This is a genomic window from Streptomyces sp. NPDC006197 (assembly GCF_040613865.1).
Lineage (GTDB): Bacteria > Actinomycetota > Actinomycetes > Streptomycetales > Streptomycetaceae > Streptomyces.
Genome location: NZ_JBEXSZ010000098.1, coordinates 13920 through 30436 on the forward strand (window position 1 = coordinate 13920; position 16517 = coordinate 30436).

Sequence of the window (16517 nt, forward strand, 5' to 3'; positions counted from 1 at the left end):
GGCGCCCGCGTGAAGCGCCACCGCTTCCTCAGCCCCGTGTCCACTCCAGCAGCCGCTCCACCGGCCAGGTGTTGATCACCCGCTCCGGTGGGACCCCGCACTCCTCGGCCCGCGCGCAGCCCAGGATCTGCCACTCCAGCTGGCCGGGCGCGTGGGCGTCCGTGTCGACGGCGACGTACGTGCCCGCCGCGACCGCCGTCCGCAGCAGCCGGCGCGGCGGATCGAGGCGCTCCGGACGGCTGTTGACCTCCACCGCCGTGCCCGCCTCGGCGCAGGCGGCGAAGACGCGCTCCGCGTCGAACTCGGACTCGGGCCGCAGCCGTCCGCCCGCCACCAGGCGCCCCGTGCAGTGACCGAGCACGTCCATCAGCGGGTCGCGCACGGCCCGTTCGAGGCGGCGGGTCATCGACCTGGCGTCCATCCGGAGCTTCGAGTGGACCGAGCCGACGACCAGGTCGAGGCGGTCGAGCAGCTCCGGTTCCTGGTCGAGCGAGCCGTCGTCCAGGATGTCGCACTCGATCCCGGTGAGCAGCCGGAACGGCGCCCACTCCTCGTTGAGCCGCGCCACCACGTCCAGTTGGAGCCGCAGGCGCTCGGGGGACAGGCCCCGCGCCACCGTGAGCCGCGGCGAGTGGTCGGTGAGGACCGCCCATTCGTGCCCGATCGCCGCCGCCGTCCGCCCCATGGCCTCGATGGTGGCGCCGCCGTCGGACCAGTCCGAGTGCAGATGGCAGTCACCGCGCAGGGCCGCCCGCAACGCCTCGCCCGCGCGGCCGTCCGCCCCTGTGGGCCCCGGTGAGGCTTCCGACTCCTCCTCCAGGTGCGCCAGATACTCCGGCACCCGGCCCTCCAGGGCCTCGCGCACCACCGCCGCCGTCTTCGGTCCGACGCCCTTCAGCGACTCCAGGGTGCCGGCGGCCGCCCGCCGGGCGGCCTCGCCCTCCGGCAGGGCCGCGACGACCGTGGCGGCGGTCCGGAAGGCGCGCGCCCGGTAGCCCGGCGCCTGGGCGCGTTCCAGCAGGAACGCGATGCGGTTCAGCGCGGCCACGGGGTCCACGGCGGCCTCCTCACCCACCGCCGGATGCGGATTCGACGGCCACCGGCGCGGGTCCGATCTCGCACCACACCGCCTTGCCCTCGCCGCGCGGCTCCACGCCCCACCGGGAGGCCAGCGCGTCGAGCAGGAGCAGCCCCCGGCCCGAGGTGGCGGCCTCGCCGGGAGTGCGCCGCCGGGGCCAGGCGCTCGACCGGTCCTGCACCGAGAGCCGTACCCGCCGCACCGGCTCGGGCAGCACCTCCAGCGTCAGCACCGCTCCGCCCTCGGTGTGCAGCAGCACGTTCACGAGCAGCTCGCCCGTCAACAGCTCGGCGTCGTCGGCGAGTTCCGGCATGCCCCAGTCGCGGAGCGCCTGCCCGACGGCCGCCCGCGCGTCCGAGAGGCCCTGCGGGTCGGCCTGGTGGATGTACTGGTGGATGCGCGGCGCCCGGGGCGTGCCCGGGTCCGGGCTGCGCCGCAGCACGAGGAGCGCCACGTCGTCGCCCGAGCCCCACCGCTCCCAGAGGCGCTCGGAGAGGTGGTCGGCGAGCGCCTCCGCCTGCGGCGGACCGCTGGCGATCGCGCCCGAGAGCGCGGCGAGACCGGACTCGATGTCCGAGCCGGGCTGCTCGACGAGCCCGTCCGTGCAGAGCACCAGCGTCTCGCCGGGCACGAGGTCGAGCCGTGTCTCCGGGAACTCCTCGTCGCCGAACACGGTCGCGAGACCCAGCGGGAGCCCGCCCCGCAGCTTCGGCTGCCCCACCCGGCCGTCGGTGTGCCGAATCAACGGACCGAGATGCCCGGCCCGTACGGCGCGCAGGGCGCCGCTCGCCAGGTCCACCTGCGCGTACGTACAGGTCGCGAAGCGGTTGGTGTCCAGCTCGGCGAGGAACCGGGAGGCCCGGGCGAGGACGGTCGACGGGGCGTGCCCCTCTCCGGCGTACGCGCGCAGGGCGATCCGCAACTGCCCCATGATGGCGGCGGCGTGCGTGTCGTGGCCCTGGACGTCGCCGACGACGATCCCGACCCGGCCGCGCGGCAGCGGGATCACGTCGTACCAGTCGCCGCCGACCTGCCGTCCGCTCCACGCCGCGTGGTAGCGGACGGCGATCTCGCCGCCGGTGAACTGCGGGATCCGGCGCGGCAGCATCGTCGCCTGGAGCCCGGTGGCCAACTCCCGCTCCTCGTCGAAGAGGATCGCCCGCTGGAGCGACTGGGCGACGATCGCCGCGAGGCCGAGCGCGAGGTTGCGCTCGTCGGCGTTGAAGGAGGTGCGGCCCCGGTAGAACAGGGCCATGCCGCCGAGCGAACGCGCCTGTGCCACCAGCGGGAGGTAGCAGGCGGCCCGGAACTCCAGGTGCGGCAGGTAGGGGGCGAGCTCGGGGAAGTCCCGCCCCAGCGAAGGGAACGAGGAGACGAACCGGGGCCGCCCGCTCAGCACCGCCTCGGCCAGCGGCAGTTTCCGGTCGAGGCGACGGCTGCGGAAGTCGTCGAGGACGTCGAGGGACTCCCCGCTGAGCGCGATGATGTTGAGCGAGCCGTTCTCGACGAGGCCGAGGGCGAGACCGTCCGCGCCGAGCCGGGCGAGGCCGCCCGGGCCGGTCAGGGCGGCGGTCACGTCGTCCACGGTCACCGCGCGCGACAGCGCGTTCGTCGTCCGCTCGACGATGTTCGTCTGGACCTCGCGCCGCTTCTCCAGCTCCTGCACGAAGGCGAAGTGCGCGACCTCGGCGGTCGTGTCCCGCACGATGCCGACGATCCGCCGGGCCCGGCCGTCCGGCGAGCGAAGGATCCGCGCCTGCACATGCGTCCAGTGGGGTGACCCGTCGGCCTGCGGGATGGGGAAGTGCGCCGTGTACGAGACCGCGCCACTGCGTACGGCCTGCCGTACGACGTCCTCCAGCTTGACCTGCTCGTCGGGCGCCAGGCGCGTCACGATCGACACCGGTCGTCCGTCGAAGGTGTCCGGGGCCACGCCGAAGATCAGCAGCCCGGACTCGTCGACATCGATGGTGCCCGTGTCGAGATCCCAGTCGAAGCTGCCGGTCCGGTTCATGGCGAGCCACTCGGCGGGCCCGATCTCGCCACTGCGCGTACGCCGGTCGTCATCGGTCATCCTCCCCATTGTCGAACCCGCACCCCGCGGACGCCATGGCGGTGACACGGCGTGGCGCGAGTTCGCCGCGACGAAGTGGACCGGACCGGCCGGGAGGGCGACGGAACTCCCCCCGCCCGCGCCGGGGCAGAATGGGCCGGTGCAGCCGCCGCCCTACCGTGTTCTCGGTCCGTGCCAGGCCTTCCGTACCGACGACGGGACGGAGGCGGTCCTGAGCGGTGCCAGGCTCCGGGCCCTCCTCGCCGCGCTCGCCGCGGCCGGCGGGCGCGCGGTGGGCCCCGGCGCCCTGATCGACCAGGTGTGGGCCGACGGTGACCCGGCCGACGACCAGGACCGCACGGCGGCGCTCCAGGCCCTCGTCGGCCGCCTGCGCCGGGCCCTCGGCCGCGAGGCCGTCGTCTCCGCCCCCGGCGGCTACCGGCTGGCCGCCGACCCGGACGCCGTCGACCTGCACCGCTTCGAACGGCTCGCCGCCGAGGGCGCCGCCGCGCTCGCCGCCGGCCACGCGGACCGGGCGGCCACGCTCCTCGACGAGGCCCTGGGCCTCTGGCACGGGCCCGCCCTCGCGGATCTGCCCGGCCGGGACACCGACCCCCTGGTCGTACGGGTCGAGCAGCGGCACGCGCAGGCGCGGCGTGACCGGCTCGCCGCCGACCTGGCCCTCGGACGGGCCGAGGCCGTGCTCGCGCCCCTCGCCGCGTTCGCCGCCGGACAGCCGCTCGACGAACCCCTCCAGGCCCTGCGGATCCGCGCCCTGCGCGCGGCCGGACGGCCCGCCGAAGCCCTCGCCGCGTACGAGGAGGTCCGCACGGCCCTCGCGGACCGGCTCGGCACGGACCCGGGACCGGAACTGCGCTCCCTCCACGCCGAACTCCTCAGGGAGGACGGGTCCGTGCCGCCCCCGCCACCCGCTCCGTCCGCGCCGGCCGGCACCCTTCCCGCCCGCCTGACCTCGTTCATCGGCCGGGCCGACGAATTGGACTCGCTCGCCGCCGCCTGGGACGGGCGACGGCTCGTCACCCTCACCGGGCCGGGCGGCGTGGGCAAGACGCGGCTCGCCCTGGAGGCGGCCGGGACGTACGAGGGTCCCGTCCACCTCGCCGAACTCGCCTCCGTACGCGGGGAGTCCACGGTCGCCGCCGCCGTCCTCACCGCGCTCGGGGCCCGCGAGACCCAGCTCTGGCACGCCCCGGCCGTCCCCCCGGCCGACCCGAAGGACCGGTTCGCGGCCCTCGTCGAGCACTGCGCCGGGCGCCGGATGCTGCTGCTCCTCGACAACTGCGAGCACGTCGTCGCCGAGGCGGCGGAGCTCGCGCAGGCGCTCCTCACCCGCTGCCCGGGCGTGACCGTCCTCGCGACGAGCCGCGAGCCCCTGGGGGTGCCGGGGGAGGAGGTGCGGCCGCTGGGCCCGCTGCCCGTGGACATGGCGCTGCGGCTCCTCGGGGAGCGGGGCGCGGCCGCGCGACCGGGCTTCCGGGTGGCGGAGGACCCGGAGGCGGCGGAGGAGGTCTGCCGCCGGCTCGACGGACTGCCGCTGGCGATCGAACTGGCGGCGGCGCGGCTGCGGATGCTGTCGGTACGGCAGATCGCGGACCGGCTCGACGACCGGTTCCGCCTGCTGACCTCGGGCGCGCGGACGGTGCTACCGCGTCAGCAGACCCTGCGGGCGGTGGTGGACTGGTCGTGGGAGCTCCTCGACGAGGCCGAACGGGCGGTGCTGCGACGACTCGCGGTCTTCACGGGCGGGTGCGACCTGACGGCGGCGGAGACGGTCTGCACGACCGCCGCGCCCGCGCCCACCGCCGCGCGGGAAACCCCGGGTGCCGGCGTGCGGGGCGTGCGGGAAACCCCGGCCGCCGGCCTGCCGGACGTGCCGGGTGCGCGGGGCGCCGGTCTGCCGGAGGTGCGGGAGGGGCGGGGTGCCGGCCTGCCGGGCGCGCCGGAGGTGCGGGGCGCCGGTACGCCGGACGTGCGAGCCGGTGATGTGCCAGGTGTTCCGGGCGCCGACGTGCGGGGCGTGCCGGACGCGCCGCCGGGTGGCGACGTGCCCGCCGTCGGTGTCCTGGACGTGCTCGGTGCTCTGGTCGACAAGTCGCTGGTGGTGGCCGCGCCCGACGGCGGTGGGATGCGCTTCCGGCTCCTGGAGACCGTGGCCGAGTACGCGGGGGAGCGGCTGGACGAGGCCGGGGAGCGGGCGGCGGCGGAGCGGCGGCACCTCACGTACTACCGGGAGCTCGCCCGCCGGACCGAACCGGAGATGCGCGGCCCCGGCCAGGTCGACGCCATCGCCCGCTTCGAGCGGGAGCACGACAACCTGCGCGGCGCCCTCCGGACGGCCGTCGCGCTCGGCGACGAGCAGGAGCTGCTCTGCCTGGTCCACGCGCTCAGCTGGTTCTGGCAGCTCCGCAACCACCAGGCCGACGCCCGCACCTGGGCCGCAGAGGCCGGCCGCCTCGGCCCCGACCCCTTCCAGGAGCCCGTCCGCCCCGCCGAGCCGCTGGAGGGCCGGTGCGTGGACGTGCCGCCGCCGTGGACCGGCGAGCGGCTGTGGGAGGCCCGGCGCGGCGGCCGGCTGTACGCCCTCGCGACCGAGGGCGGCGAGGGCGCCACCGCCCTGGAACGGCCCGAGACCCGCGCCCGGCTCGCCGCCCTGGTCGCCGCGTACCGCCCCGGGCTCCCGCAGACCTGCCACCAGCCGGGCACGATGTGGTACTTCGCCCGGCTCATGACCGGAGAGCTCACCGGCCTCGACGAGGCCCTGACCCTGATCGTCGACGCCTGCCGTACCCACGGCACCGGCTGGGACCTGGGCTTCGCCCTCCTCATGCGGGCCAAGCTCGTCGGCCGGGGCGCCGACGCCGCCGAGGCGCTCGCCCTCTTCGAGGCCGCAGGGGACTCCTGGGGGATCGCGGAGTCCCTCGCCGCCCGGGGCGAGGCCTACGAGCGGGAGGGCCGGCTCGCCGAGGCGGCGGCCGACTTCGAGCGGGCCACCGACGCCGCCGCCCGCGTCGGAGCGCGCTCCCAGGTGCCCGTCTTCACGGCCCGCCTCGCGGCCGTACGGCTCCGGCTCCGCCCGGAGGGGGACGCGGCGGCCGAGCGGCTCCTGGTCGAGGCGGCCGACGAGGCCGGGCAGTGGGGCGCCGAGGCCGCCGGCAGCGGCAGGCTGCTGCTCGCCCAGCACTACGGCAACACCGGGCGCACCGCCCTCGCCCGCGCGCAGCTCTCCCTCCTGGAGGAGGAGTTCGGGGACGTCACACCGGCGCTCTTCTGGGGTCTGGTCGGCGGGACGTGGGCGTGGCTCGACTGCCTCGACGGCGCCTACGACCGGGCCCTGTCACGCCTCGCCCGGGCCGTCGTGGACATCGAGACCCTCGCCCACCTGGTCGCCCCGCACCTCGTCGTCGCCCAGTTCGGGACCGCCGCCTGGGCCCGTGGCGGCCGTGGTGGGCCGGGCGACGCCGAGACGGGGGTCCGGCTCCTCGGCGCGTACGACGCCCACGCCGGCTCCGACACGGGCGGCGGCTTCCGCCCCTTCACCCCGGAGACCGAGACCGCGATCCGGGCCCGCGCCGAGGCGGTGCTCCGCGCGGCCCTGCCCCCGGAGGCGTACGCCCGTGGCCACGAGGAGGGCGCCGGCCTCTCCCTCAGGACGGCCGCCGCCCTGGTCCGGGACGGGGAGGACCCCGGCCGGGGACCCGGCACGCGGTGACGCGACCCGGACGGCGGGGCCCGGGTCAGTCGCCGGTGCAGCCCCAGAAGCACAGCTCCGTCGGGCTGCCCTCGGCATCGTGGACGACCGTGCAGCAGCCGGAGCCGCGGCCGAACGGAGGGAACCAGCCGTCACCGGCCCGCTTCAGGGCCTGCTCGACGACCTCCCGCACGGGCCGCGCCGTCCCGAACAGTTCGACGGCCTCCGCCGCCTCGACCACCCTCACGTCGCCGGGCTCCTCCATGTCCTCCTCGCAGCGGACCACGCGCTCGACGTCCAGCACCGAATGCGCCGGCTCCTCCTCCAGCCAACCGCTCGCCACCAGCGCCGCCAGGCTCTCGACGCCCCCTTCCCGGTAGTACGCGGCATCACCGGCGAAGACCTCTTCGCGAAGCTCGTCCAGCGCGTCCTGCTCACTCCGCCGGTAAGGCGTGAAGTACGACCATCTGCTTGCTCCCATGCCCGCGAACCCTACTGACGGCTAGGCCTGCGACAGGCGCTCGCGGGCCTCGGCCAGGTCCTCCGGGGTCGGCGCGTCGTCCTGGGTGAGGCGGCGGCGCCAGTACCCCGTGAAGTGGACCGAGCGCCGGTCGACGCCCCGCTCCTCGACGAGGTGCCGTCGCAGCCCGCGCACCGCCGAGGCCTCGCCCGCCAGCCAGGCGTACGGCCGGCCGGCCGGCAGGTCGTCCGCCCGCACGGCCTCGACCGGCGAGTCGCCGTCGCGCAGAGGGCGCACGGTCAGGTCGCCCGCCGTGGGCAGCGGCTGCTCCTCGGCCGCGTCGGGCACCTGCACGTACGCGAGGGCCCGGTGGCCCGGCGGCAGCGCGGCGACGACCGTGGCGAGCGCGGGGAGCGCGCAGGCGTCGGCGTACAGGAGCGTCCAGTCGCCTGCGCCCGGGTCGACGGGGACCGCGAACGCCGCCGACGGCCCGAACATGCCCAGCGTGTCCCCGGGGCGCGCGGCCCGCGCCCAGCGGGTCGCGGGGCCCGCGTCCTCGCCCTCCCCGTGGAGGAAGAAGTCGACGTCGACGGTTCCGGCCACCGGGTCGTGCGCCCGGAGGGTGTAGCTCCGCATCCACGGACGTTCTTCCTCCGGAAGAGCCGCGTAGGCCCCGTACCAGCGCATGACGTCGCCGTCGGGCCCGGGTGCCGGCAGCACCGGCTCGGCCTGGCCCGGCCGGGGGAAGAACAGCTTCACCTGCTGGTCGGGGCCTGCGAGGGCGAGGCCGTCGAGGCTCGGGGCGCCGAGGGTGACGCGGCGCATGCGCGGGGTCACCGGGCGGACGGCGATCACCCGCAGACGGTGCAGGGGCAGGGGCTGGGACATCGTCGGCTCCTCGGGCGGGGCGGGGGACGGGCCCCACCTTCGCCGGGCCCGTCGACACGCCGTCGACATCCCGTCGACACGGGGTGACCGCCCCGGGCGGCGCGGACGGCTCCGAAGGCGGCCCCGGATGCGCGCACGGGGACCGGACACGAGAATGGCGAGTGCCGGACGAACACGTAGGAGGCGGCATGAACGCTGAGCCCGACAAGACGTTCCTGGGGGAGCGTCCGACGCCCGACAAGCAGCTGCACGCCGGCCCGGAGGGCGGCGAGTTCACGGCCGAGGATCTGGTCCTCGCCTCCGGCCGTGACGTGAATCCGAAGACCCTCGCCTGGGCGGAACGCCGCATGGCGGAGAAGGGGCGCGCCTCCATGGAGGAGCTTCTGCCGTAGGACCTGGCCGGCCCGCGGGCCGGTTCCTCGCCCTTCCCCTCCCGTAGACCCCGGATCGGTCCGCACCGAACCGGGGTCCCGGGCGTCCCGGAGGAGTCCCGGGGCTTCCGCATTTATGGAACACGTTCTACCGTGTCCGCCGTCGCGCGTCGCACCGCACGGGGACGCAGCGGACGCCGCAGGACGCCGCCGGACGCCGCCACGGGAGGACGCCATGCACCTCGAGTACACGCCCGCACAGAACGGTCTGCGCGCCGAGCTGCGGGCGTACTTCGCCGAACTGGTCCCGGACGACGTCCACACCCGCTACACGGACCCGGCCGCCCAGAAGCGCTTCTACCGCGAGACCGTGCGGCGCCTCGGCTCCGACGGCTGGCTCGGGGTGGGCTGGCCCACCGAGTACGGCGGGCGCGGCCTGACCCCCATGGAACAGTTCATCTTCTTCGACGAGGCCGCGCAGGCCGGCGTACCGCTGCCGCTGATGGCGCTGAACACCGTCGGCCCGACGATCATGCGCTACGGCACGGTCGAGCAGAAGGCGTACTTCCTGCCCCGCATCCTCTCCGGCGAGATCGACTTCGCCATCGGCTACAGCGAGCCCGACGCGGGCACCGACCTGGCCGCCCTGAAGACCCGCGCGGTGCGGGACGGCGACACGTACGTCGTCAACGGCCAGAAGATCTGGACGACGAACGGCGACACCGCCGACTGGGTCTGGCTCGCCGTCCGCACGGACCCCGACGCCCCGCCGCACAAGGGCATCACCATGCTCCTCGTGCCGACGAGCGACCCCGGATACTCCTGCACGATCATCAACACCCTTGCCTCGCACGACACCACCGCGAGCTACTACGACGACGTCCGCGTCCCGGTCTCCCGCCGCGTCGGCGAGGAGAACAAGGGCTGGCGGCTCATCACCAACCAGCTCAACCACGAGCGCGTCACCCTCGCCGCCCACGGCACCATGGCGATCCGCGCCCTCCACGACGTCCGGCGCTGGGCCGCAGACACCCCGCTCTCCGACGGCCGCCGCGTCATCGACCTGCCGTGGGTCCGCCGTGCCCTGGCCCGCACCCACGCCCGCCTCGACGCGATGAAGCTCCTCAACTGGCAGATGGTGAACGCCGTCCAGCACGGCACCCTCACCCCCCAGGACGCCTCCGCGGTCAAGGTCTACGGCTCCGAGGCCCGCCGCGACGCCTACGCCGCCCTCATGGAGGTCGTCGGCGCCGCGGGCGCCCTCAAGGAGGGCTCGGCGGGCGCCGTCCTCCACGGCGAGCTCGAACGCGGCTACCGCTCCGCCGTCATCTTCACCTTCGGCGGTGGCAACAACGAGATCCAGCGCGAGATCATCTCCTGGATCGGCCTGGGCATGCCCCGCGTCCGCCGCTAGGGCCTGCCTTTCGGCTCGGGGAGCACGGGCCGGTCGGCACCGCCGAGGCCGTCCGCCAGGGGAGGAACACATGAGTCATCTCGACGTCGTCCGGCTGCTGGGTCTCGACGCCCCGGTGCGGCCGGAGGGAGAGAGGTACGGCCAGGTCGTCCCCGAGGACTTCGAGCTGCTGGTCCGGGCGCTGCCGCAGGGGGTGATCGCGGGTGCCGTGCTGCTCGGCGGGTCAGACGTCCCCGTACGCTCCCTGGAGGACTTCACACGGGACACCGCGCTGCGCGTCGCGGACATGAAGGCGGCCCTGGAAAGCCGCGAGCAGGAGCTCTGGGCGCCGCTGCACCCGCGGCCCCACGGCATGGTGCCCTGGGGCCGCACCGCCAACGACGGCGTGCTGCTGTGGGACACCACCGCCGCCGACACCGCGGACTGGACGACCGTCCTCACGGACACCGACTTCCAGTTCTGGCTGGACCTCCCCTTCTCCGCCTCGGAGTTCGTCGCGCGGGCCGTCACGGGACGTGCCGAGGGGACGCCCGCCTTCGAGACGTACCAGGAGTACGAGTCGGGCACTTTCTGGAAGGTCGCCGAGGACAAGCGCGCGACGGCCACGGTGCTGGCTAACCGTGGCATCGGGGCGGTCGAGGAGATCGTCACCCGTGTGCGGAGCATCGGCGTTCCGGGCGTCCGGCAGTACGCGGAGGAGCTGCTCGGCCGGGCGGCCGGGTCGTTCGGCGCGCTCCCGGAGGACTACCTGGCGGTCATGCGGGAGTTCCCCGGCGGCGTCGTCGCCGGCGTCCGGGTCTTCCCCGTCTCGGCGGGGCCCGGGACCCCGGGGCTGCGCCGGCCGGCCGAGGACGGGCTGTTCCTGCAGTGGGGAGAGGCCGGGGGCCGGGCGCTCGGCTGGCTCACCGCCAAGGGTGCCCCCGAGGAGTGGCGCGTCGCCCGCGTCGAGCCGGACGGCTCGGCCCTCACCTGCCTGGAGGACCGGACCTTCGCCGCGTTCCTGCGACGCCGGCTGCGGGGCGACGACTCGCCGTTCTGACCCGCAGGGCGGCCCCGTCGCTCAGCGGTACTCGCAGAGGTAGGCGGTCTCCACCGCGACCGTCAGCTGGAACCTGCTGTCCCCGGGGACCTCGAAGCGGTCCCCGGCGGCGAAGGTCTTCCACGCGTCGGCGCCCGGCAGCCTGACCGTCAGAGCGCCGCTGACCACGTGCATGGTCTCCGGAGCGGCGGTGCCGAACTCGTACTCGCCCGGGGCCATGACGCCGATGGTCGCCGGGCCCTCCTCCTGCGTGAAGGCGATCGACTTGACCGAGCCGTCGAAGTACTCGTTGACCGTGAACATGGGACATCCTCGCGGGAGATCGGGCGTGACGGGCGGCCGGTCCATCGCGTACCGGCCACGGGTAGGGGCACCCTAACGGCGCGGAGGCGTTCCACCGGCCGCCCGGCCGGTGGGTCTCACATGCTGGATGAATCGGTCCGGCCGATGGTCAGGTCGTCGGGCGTCCGCCGAAGGACCAGTCGTGGACCTCGATGTCGGCGTACCGCTCGGGGGTCCGCAGGACGGCCGCGGCCGTCGCCGCGTCCGGGGCGCGGACCAGGGCCGCCGTGCCCAGCCAGGTGGTGCCGTCGTCGGCCAGCAGGGGGCCGTAGGCGATCAGGTCGTCCCGGTCCGACGGACCGGGCGGAGGGGTGAGGTCGACGGGCTCGCCCTCCCCGAGGCCCAGGACCAGGTAGCGGTTGCCGCCCTCGCGGCCTCCGGGGAACTCCCACATCGTCCGCCCCAGCGTGTTGCGCCATCGCCGGAGCAGGACGTCCCGGTACACCCCGGCCTGGTAGTTGGGCTCGTCGAAGGCGAACGCCCGGGCCGCGGCGGCGTCGGGCAGGTCGACGATGTGCACGCTCCCGGTGCACTTCTCGCCCGTCGCGTCGAAGGTCGGCCCGCGCGCGACGAGCTGCTCCGCGAAGCCGTCCATGTACGTCCAGTGCGCTTCGAGGAGGGCCTGCCGCAGGGGCATGGACGCGGACCGGTCGCGGTGGTAGCAGAGGTATTCCATGGGGCACAGGATGTGGTGCCCGGGACGATCATGTCGAGGGAACGGGGCTCCTCGTCACGGCCCGGCGCCCTCGTCGTCCCAGGAGCGTCCGTGGTCCGCCGCGTACGCCCTGAAGACCTCGTCGGCAGGCCCGCCGGTGCGCAGGAAGCGCTCGTCGAGGACGGTGGCCAGGTCGTCGAGCGCCGTGCGCAGGACCGACGCGGAGAGCCGGACGTCCGGATGACGGGCCCGCCCGGCCCGCTCCACCAGACCGACGGCGTGGCCGAGCCGGCCGGCCAGGCAGATGTTCTCCTCCCCGTCGTAGAAGTAGTACGACTCGGCGTACTGCAGGAAGTCGACGGTGACGGTCGAGAGCGCCGAGGCGAGGCCGTCCAGGAGCGCGGCGCCCCCGGCGGAGTCGAGGGCCCCGGTCGTGAGGCGGCTGCGGCCCAGGTGGGACAGGCGCAGCGCGAGCGCCCTGCGGCGGGCGAGGGCCGGGTAGATGCCGAGGACCCAGGCGACGGTCGCCGACAGCAGGGCGAAGCCCACCAGGGCCTCCAGCGGGGCGAGCACACGCAGCCATTCCGAGGTCGGCGCGATGTCACCGAGGCCGAGGGTGGCCAGGGTGACCAGCGAGACGTACAGCGCGTCGACGGGGCCCGCGTGCTCGGCGGGCGCGAGCCCCGGGGCGTACGAGAAGTCCTCCGGCATGGAGGGCCAGTAGACGAGCCCCCAGCCGACGGCGACGACGAACGCCCAGACGGCGACGACCGCCATCATGCCCACCGGCCCCGCCAGACCGACCGGCCGCCACCGCTTCCCGTGGTGGGCCGAGAGCCGCCAGACGCCCCGCATCACCAGTCTGCTCAGACCGCCGTGCCGGGTGGGGTGCCAGATGGTGTGGAAGACGTCCCGCAGGACGAACAGGATCAGCGCCGCTCCGGCGAGGACGGACAGCCACGTCATTCCGGCACCGTCCGCGTGGGCGGTTCGACAAACTTGCTGGCCATGGTTCGAGGATGCGCGGCCGGACGGCGGCCCGCACGGGGACGGTGGCGCTCACCGTGGAAGAGGGCCTGTCCCGACCGGTTCCGCGGGGCACGTTCCGTGCGTAGCCTGAGCGCCATGAGGCAGGATGCCGACCCCGGGCTCTTCGGTCCCCGTTCCGTGACCTGGCAGCTGCACAGCGACCCGGTGATGTGGATCGCCGGCGTCCGGGCCCTCTGGCTCCAGGCGCTGCACCCCGTCGCCGTCCGCGGCGTCATGATCAACAGCGGTTTCCGGGACGACCCCTGGGGCCGGCTGATGCGGACCGCGGACTTCGTCGGGACCCTCAGCTACGGGACCACCGAAGCCGCCGAGGCGGCCGGCGCCCGCGTCCGGCGGATCCACCGGCTGCTCGGCGTCGACGACCCCGAACTGCTGCTCTGGGTCCACTGCGCCGAGACCGACTCGTACCTCTCGGTCGCCCGCCGCTCCGGGATCCCGCTCACCGACGCCGCGGCCGACCGGTACGTCGACGAGCACCGCACCTCGGCCCGGCTCGTCGGCCTCGACCCGGACACCGTCCCCGCCTCCACCGCCGGCCTCGCCGCCTACTTCGAGGCGGCACGCCCCGGACTGGCCGCAGGACCGGACGCCCGGACCGTCGCCGACTTCCTCCGCCGTCCGCCGGTGAAACCCGTCCTGGTACCGGCGCGCGAGGTGATCTGGCGGCGCGTCACCGCGCTCGCGTACGACACCCTGCCCCCCTACGCCCACGCCCTCTACGGCCGCCCCGCCCCGCCCCCGGAGACCGTCACCCGCCGGCTCGTCGCGACGGCCGGCCTCCTGCGCCGCGTCCCCGCCCGGCTGCGCTGGCGGCTGCCGCCCCGGCACATCCTGCGCGCCGTGGACCGGCTCGGCCCGGAGACCCGGCCCGACCCGTACGCGTACCCCGCCCCGTATTCACTGTCCGACCGGACGGCCATACTGGAGGAGCCGAGGAGGCAGTACGGAATCGACGGGGGCGGCAGCACACGATGGGGGACTCCAGACTGATCCAGGGCCGGTACCGCCTGCACGAGGTCATCGGTCGCGGAGGCATGGGCGAGGTGTGGCGCGCCACCGACGAGGCGCTCGGGCGCGGCGTCGCCGTCAAGTGCCTCAAACCGCTCGGACCGCAGCAGGACCCGCAGGTCCTCACCGTGGTGCGCGAGCGCTTCCGCCGCGAGGCCCGGGTGGCGGCGGCGCTCCAGCACCGGGGCATCACCGTCGTGCACGACTTCGGTGAGTACGACGGCGTGCTGTTCCTCGTCATGGAGCTCCTGGAGGGGCGCAACCTCAGCCAGCTCCTCGTCTCCAACGACCAGCATCCGCTGCCCGTGGAGGACGTCGTCGAGATCGCCGACCAGGTCGCCGACGCCCTCGCGTACACGCACCGGATGGGGATCGTGCACCGCGACCTGAAGCCCGCGAACATCATGCGGCTGCGGGACGGCACGGTGAAGATCTGCGACTTCGGGATAGCGCGACTCGGCGCCGACATGGGCTTCACCTCCAAGCTCACCGGGACCGGCATCGCCATGGGGACGCCGCACTACATGTCCCCGGAGCAGATCGGCGGCGGCGAGGTCGACCACCGCAGCGACCTCTACTCGCTGGGGTGCGTGCTGTACGAACTGGCCACCGGCGCCCCGCCCTTCGACCTCGGCGACTCCTGGGCCATCCTCATCGGCCACCGGGACACGGTGCCGAGCCCGCCGCGCGCGCACCGCGCCGAGCTGCCCGACTACTTCGACCGGATCGTCGTCGACCTGCTCGCCAAGGTCCCCGAGGAGCGGCCGGCCGACGCGGGCGACCTGCGCCGCCGGATCGTCTCGGGCCGCTTCACCCCGGCCCCGTTCCCGTCGCCGGCCGGGGCGCCCCCGCTCCCCGCCCTGCCGCTGACCGTTCCCATGCCCGTCCCCCTCCCCGAGAGCGCCCCCGTCGCCGGGGCGGCGGCCCCCGCGCCCGCGTGGGCCCGGGGCATCACCGGCGGGCACCGCCCGGCGGCGGCCGTCGGCGGCCCGCGCCCGGCCGCCCAGGATCCCGCCGCGGCCGTCCTCACCACCGAGTGGACCACCGCGGCACCCGGCAGCACGCCGCCGCCCGCCCCCGCGCCCTCCGCGGAGCTGGTCGCGGTGCTCGCCGGCCGGTTCCGGGCCGGGATGGGGCTCGGCCGGCTCGGCCGCTGGGACGAGGCCGAATCCGTGCACCGGTCCGTCGCCCGGGACCGCGCGCGGGCCCTCGGCGAGGACCACCCCGACACCCTGACCAGCCGTTACGAGGTCGGGTTCGCCCTCGCCCGGCTCGACCGCCCCGCCGACGCCCTGCGGATCTTCGCCGAGGTCGCCGAGGCCCGCGCCCGCGTCCTCGGCGACGACCATCCCGACACCCTGGCGGCGCGGCAGGAGCGGGCCTACGCCCTGGGCCGCCTCGGACGGCACCCCGAGGCGTACGAGGCGTACGCCGAGGTGCTCGCCGCCCGCGAGCGCACCGTCGGCCCCGACCACCCCGACACCCTGCTCTGTCGCCACAACATGGCGTTCACCCTGGGGCGCCTCGGCCGCCTGGAGGAGTCGTACCGCACGGCCCACGAGGTCGCCGAGGCCCGGGCCCGGCTGCTCGGCGAGGCACACCCCGACACCCTCGTGACCCGCCACGAGGTGGCGTACACCCTCACCCGGCTCGGCCGCGGGCAGGAGGCGCTCGTCCAGTACCGCGCGATCGCCGACGCGCGCGCCGCCGCCCTCGGCCCCGACCATCCGGACACCCTCGCGGCCCGCTACGAGACCGGGGTCTGCCTCGGCCGGCTCGGCCAGGCCGCGGACGCCCTCGACCTCTGCCGCGACCTCGTCGCCGCCCGCACCCGCGCCCAGGGACCCGACGGGCCGGAGACGCTGCGCGCCCGCCAGGCCCTCGCCGTCAACCTCGGCCGGCTCGGACGCTGGACGGAGGCGCTCGCCGCATCCGAGGGCGTGCACGCCGATCGCGCGCGGGTCCTCGGCGCCGACCATCCGGACACGCTCACCAGCCGCTGGGAGACGGCCGTCGCCCTCGGCCGGCTCGACCGCTGGGAGGAGGCGCTGGAGTGCCACCGGGAGATCGCCGCTGCCCGCACCCGGCTCCTCGGACCCGCGCACCCCGACACCCTCGCGGCGCTCGACGACGAGGCCCACTGCCTGGAGCGCCTCGGGCGCGACGCCGAAGCGGCCGCCCTCCTCCTGAGAGCGGCCACCCCGCCGGGGGCGTGACGGCGGACCGGGGGCAGCACTGCGCCGCGCCCCGCCGCGATCCGCCGGTGTCCCCGCCCGGCCGTCCCGCCGCGCCTCCGCGCCGCCACTGCCCGTGCCCGGGACCCGCCGGCCTCGACCCCCGCCGCGTCCGGCTCGACCCGGCCGCGCTCCTGACGCCCCGCCGCGGCCGTCTTCGCGACGTCGTTCGTTCTCCGTGCCGTTCCGGTGTCCATGATGAGTCCCCCTGACTCG

General features: G+C 75.5%; 13 protein-coding genes. 6 read left to right on the top strand and 7 right to left on the bottom strand.

Annotation, left to right across the window (positions count from 1 at the left end):
- Positions 1-28: 28 nt before the first annotated feature.
- Positions 29-1057: a PHP domain-containing protein gene (locus tag ABZ318_RS26555; RefSeq protein WP_356904983.1), complete on the bottom strand. Its 1029-nt coding sequence runs from the start codon at positions 1055-1057 to the stop codon at positions 29-31.
- A 10-nt stretch (positions 1058-1067) separates the two neighbouring features.
- Entirely contained in the window at positions 1068-3152 is a 2085-nt protein-coding gene (locus ABZ318_RS26560; RefSeq protein WP_356904984.1) for a SpoIIE family protein phosphatase, read from the bottom strand.
- Positions 3153-3291: 139 nt separating this feature from the next.
- Between ABZ318_RS26560 and ABZ318_RS26565 the strand changes: the two genes are divergently transcribed.
- On the top strand, positions 3292-6861 hold the full coding sequence (locus ABZ318_RS26565) for a BTAD domain-containing putative transcriptional regulator (protein ID WP_356904985.1): 3570 nt from the start codon (positions 3292-3294) through the stop codon (positions 6859-6861).
- 25 nt (positions 6862-6886) lie between these two features.
- Here the strand turns inward: ABZ318_RS26565 and ABZ318_RS26570 are convergent, their stop codons facing one another.
- Positions 6887-7321: a hypothetical protein gene (locus tag ABZ318_RS26570; RefSeq protein ID WP_356904986.1), complete on the bottom strand. Its 435-nt coding sequence runs from the start codon at positions 7319-7321 to the stop codon at positions 6887-6889.
- A 21-nt stretch (positions 7322-7342) separates the two neighbouring features.
- Entirely contained in the window at positions 7343-8188 is an 846-nt protein-coding gene (locus ABZ318_RS26575) for a siderophore-interacting protein (protein ID WP_356904987.1), read from the bottom strand.
- Between the two features lie 188 nt (positions 8189-8376).
- Between ABZ318_RS26575 and ABZ318_RS26580 the strand changes: the two genes are divergently transcribed.
- The 3 genes from ABZ318_RS26580 (at position 8377) to ABZ318_RS26590 (ending at position 11012) form a co-directional block, all read left to right on the top strand.
- Positions 8377-8580 carry a hypothetical protein gene (locus ABZ318_RS26580; RefSeq protein WP_030692259.1) on the top strand — a complete coding sequence of 68 codons (204 nt, stop codon included), beginning with the start codon at positions 8377-8379 and terminating at the stop codon, positions 8578-8580.
- A 214-nt stretch (positions 8581-8794) separates the two neighbouring features.
- Positions 8795-9973 carry an acyl-CoA dehydrogenase family protein gene (locus tag ABZ318_RS26585; protein WP_356904988.1) on the top strand — a complete coding sequence of 393 codons (1179 nt, stop codon included), beginning with the start codon at positions 8795-8797 and terminating at the stop codon, positions 9971-9973.
- Between the two features lie 70 nt (positions 9974-10043).
- Positions 10044-11012, top strand: a complete 969-nt coding sequence (locus ABZ318_RS26590) for a hypothetical protein (protein WP_356904990.1) — start codon at positions 10044-10046, stop codon at positions 11010-11012.
- A 21-nt stretch (positions 11013-11033) separates the two neighbouring features.
- Here the strand turns inward: ABZ318_RS26590 and ABZ318_RS26595 are convergent, their stop codons facing one another.
- The 3 genes from ABZ318_RS26595 to ABZ318_RS26605 all read right to left on the bottom strand — a co-directional run bounded on the left by ABZ318_RS26595 (position 11034) and on the right by ABZ318_RS26605 (position 12975).
- Positions 11034-11315: a pyrimidine/purine nucleoside phosphorylase gene (locus tag ABZ318_RS26595; RefSeq protein ID WP_356904991.1), complete on the bottom strand. Its 282-nt coding sequence runs from the start codon at positions 11313-11315 to the stop codon at positions 11034-11036.
- A gap of 148 nt (positions 11316-11463) precedes the next feature.
- Positions 11464-12030: a YciI family protein gene (locus ABZ318_RS26600; protein WP_356904992.1), complete on the bottom strand. Its 567-nt coding sequence runs from the start codon at positions 12028-12030 to the stop codon at positions 11464-11466.
- Positions 12031-12084: 54 nt separating this feature from the next.
- Positions 12085-12975, bottom strand: coding sequence for a potassium channel family protein (locus ABZ318_RS26605; RefSeq protein WP_356904993.1), 891 nt, complete (start codon positions 12973-12975; stop codon positions 12085-12087).
- A 159-nt stretch (positions 12976-13134) separates the two neighbouring features.
- Between ABZ318_RS26605 and ABZ318_RS26610 the strand changes: the two genes are divergently transcribed.
- Both ABZ318_RS26610 and ABZ318_RS26615 read left to right on the top strand, forming a co-directional pair.
- On the top strand, positions 13135-14049 hold the full coding sequence (locus ABZ318_RS26610) for an oxygenase MpaB family protein (RefSeq protein ID WP_356904995.1): 915 nt from the start codon (positions 13135-13137) through the stop codon (positions 14047-14049).
- Positions 14031-16283, top strand: coding sequence for a tetratricopeptide repeat protein (locus ABZ318_RS26615; protein WP_356904996.1), 2253 nt, complete (start codon positions 14031-14033; stop codon positions 16281-16283). The genes ABZ318_RS26610 and ABZ318_RS26615 overlap by 19 nt, the downstream gene beginning before the upstream one ends.
- Positions 16284-16517 lie beyond the last annotated feature (234 nt).

What these genes read in the sequence shown, in the direction of transcription:
- ABZ318_RS26560 (WP_356904984.1), bottom strand. Translation starts at nt 3,152, where the DNA reads ATGACCGATGACGACCGGCGTACGCGCAGTGGCGAGATCGGGCCCGCC.
- ABZ318_RS26570 (WP_356904986.1), bottom strand. Translation starts at nt 7,321, where the DNA reads ATGGGAGCAAGCAGATGGTCGTACTTCACGCCTTACCGGCGGAGTGAG.
- ABZ318_RS26575 (WP_356904987.1), bottom strand. Translation starts at nt 8,188, where the DNA reads ATGTCCCAGCCCCTGCCCCTGCACCGTCTGCGGGTGATCGCCGTCCGC.
- ABZ318_RS26580 (WP_030692259.1), top strand. Translation starts at nt 8,377, where the DNA reads ATGAACGCTGAGCCCGACAAGACGTTCCTGGGGGAGCGTCCGACGCCC.
- ABZ318_RS26585 (WP_356904988.1), top strand. Translation starts at nt 8,795, where the DNA reads ATGCACCTCGAGTACACGCCCGCACAGAACGGTCTGCGCGCCGAGCTG.
- ABZ318_RS26590 (WP_356904990.1), top strand. Translation starts at nt 10,044, where the DNA reads ATGAGTCATCTCGACGTCGTCCGGCTGCTGGGTCTCGACGCCCCGGTG.
- ABZ318_RS26595 (WP_356904991.1), bottom strand. Translation starts at nt 11,315, where the DNA reads ATGTTCACGGTCAACGAGTACTTCGACGGCTCGGTCAAGTCGATCGCC.
- ABZ318_RS26600 (WP_356904992.1), bottom strand. Translation starts at nt 12,030, where the DNA reads ATGGAATACCTCTGCTACCACCGCGACCGGTCCGCGTCCATGCCCCTG.
- ABZ318_RS26605 (WP_356904993.1), bottom strand. Translation starts at nt 12,975, where the DNA reads ATGACGTGGCTGTCCGTCCTCGCCGGAGCGGCGCTGATCCTGTTCGTC.
- ABZ318_RS26610 (WP_356904995.1), top strand. Translation starts at nt 13,135, where the DNA reads ATGAGGCAGGATGCCGACCCCGGGCTCTTCGGTCCCCGTTCCGTGACC.
- ABZ318_RS26615 (WP_356904996.1), top strand. Translation starts at nt 14,031, where the DNA reads ATGGGGGACTCCAGACTGATCCAGGGCCGGTACCGCCTGCACGAGGTC.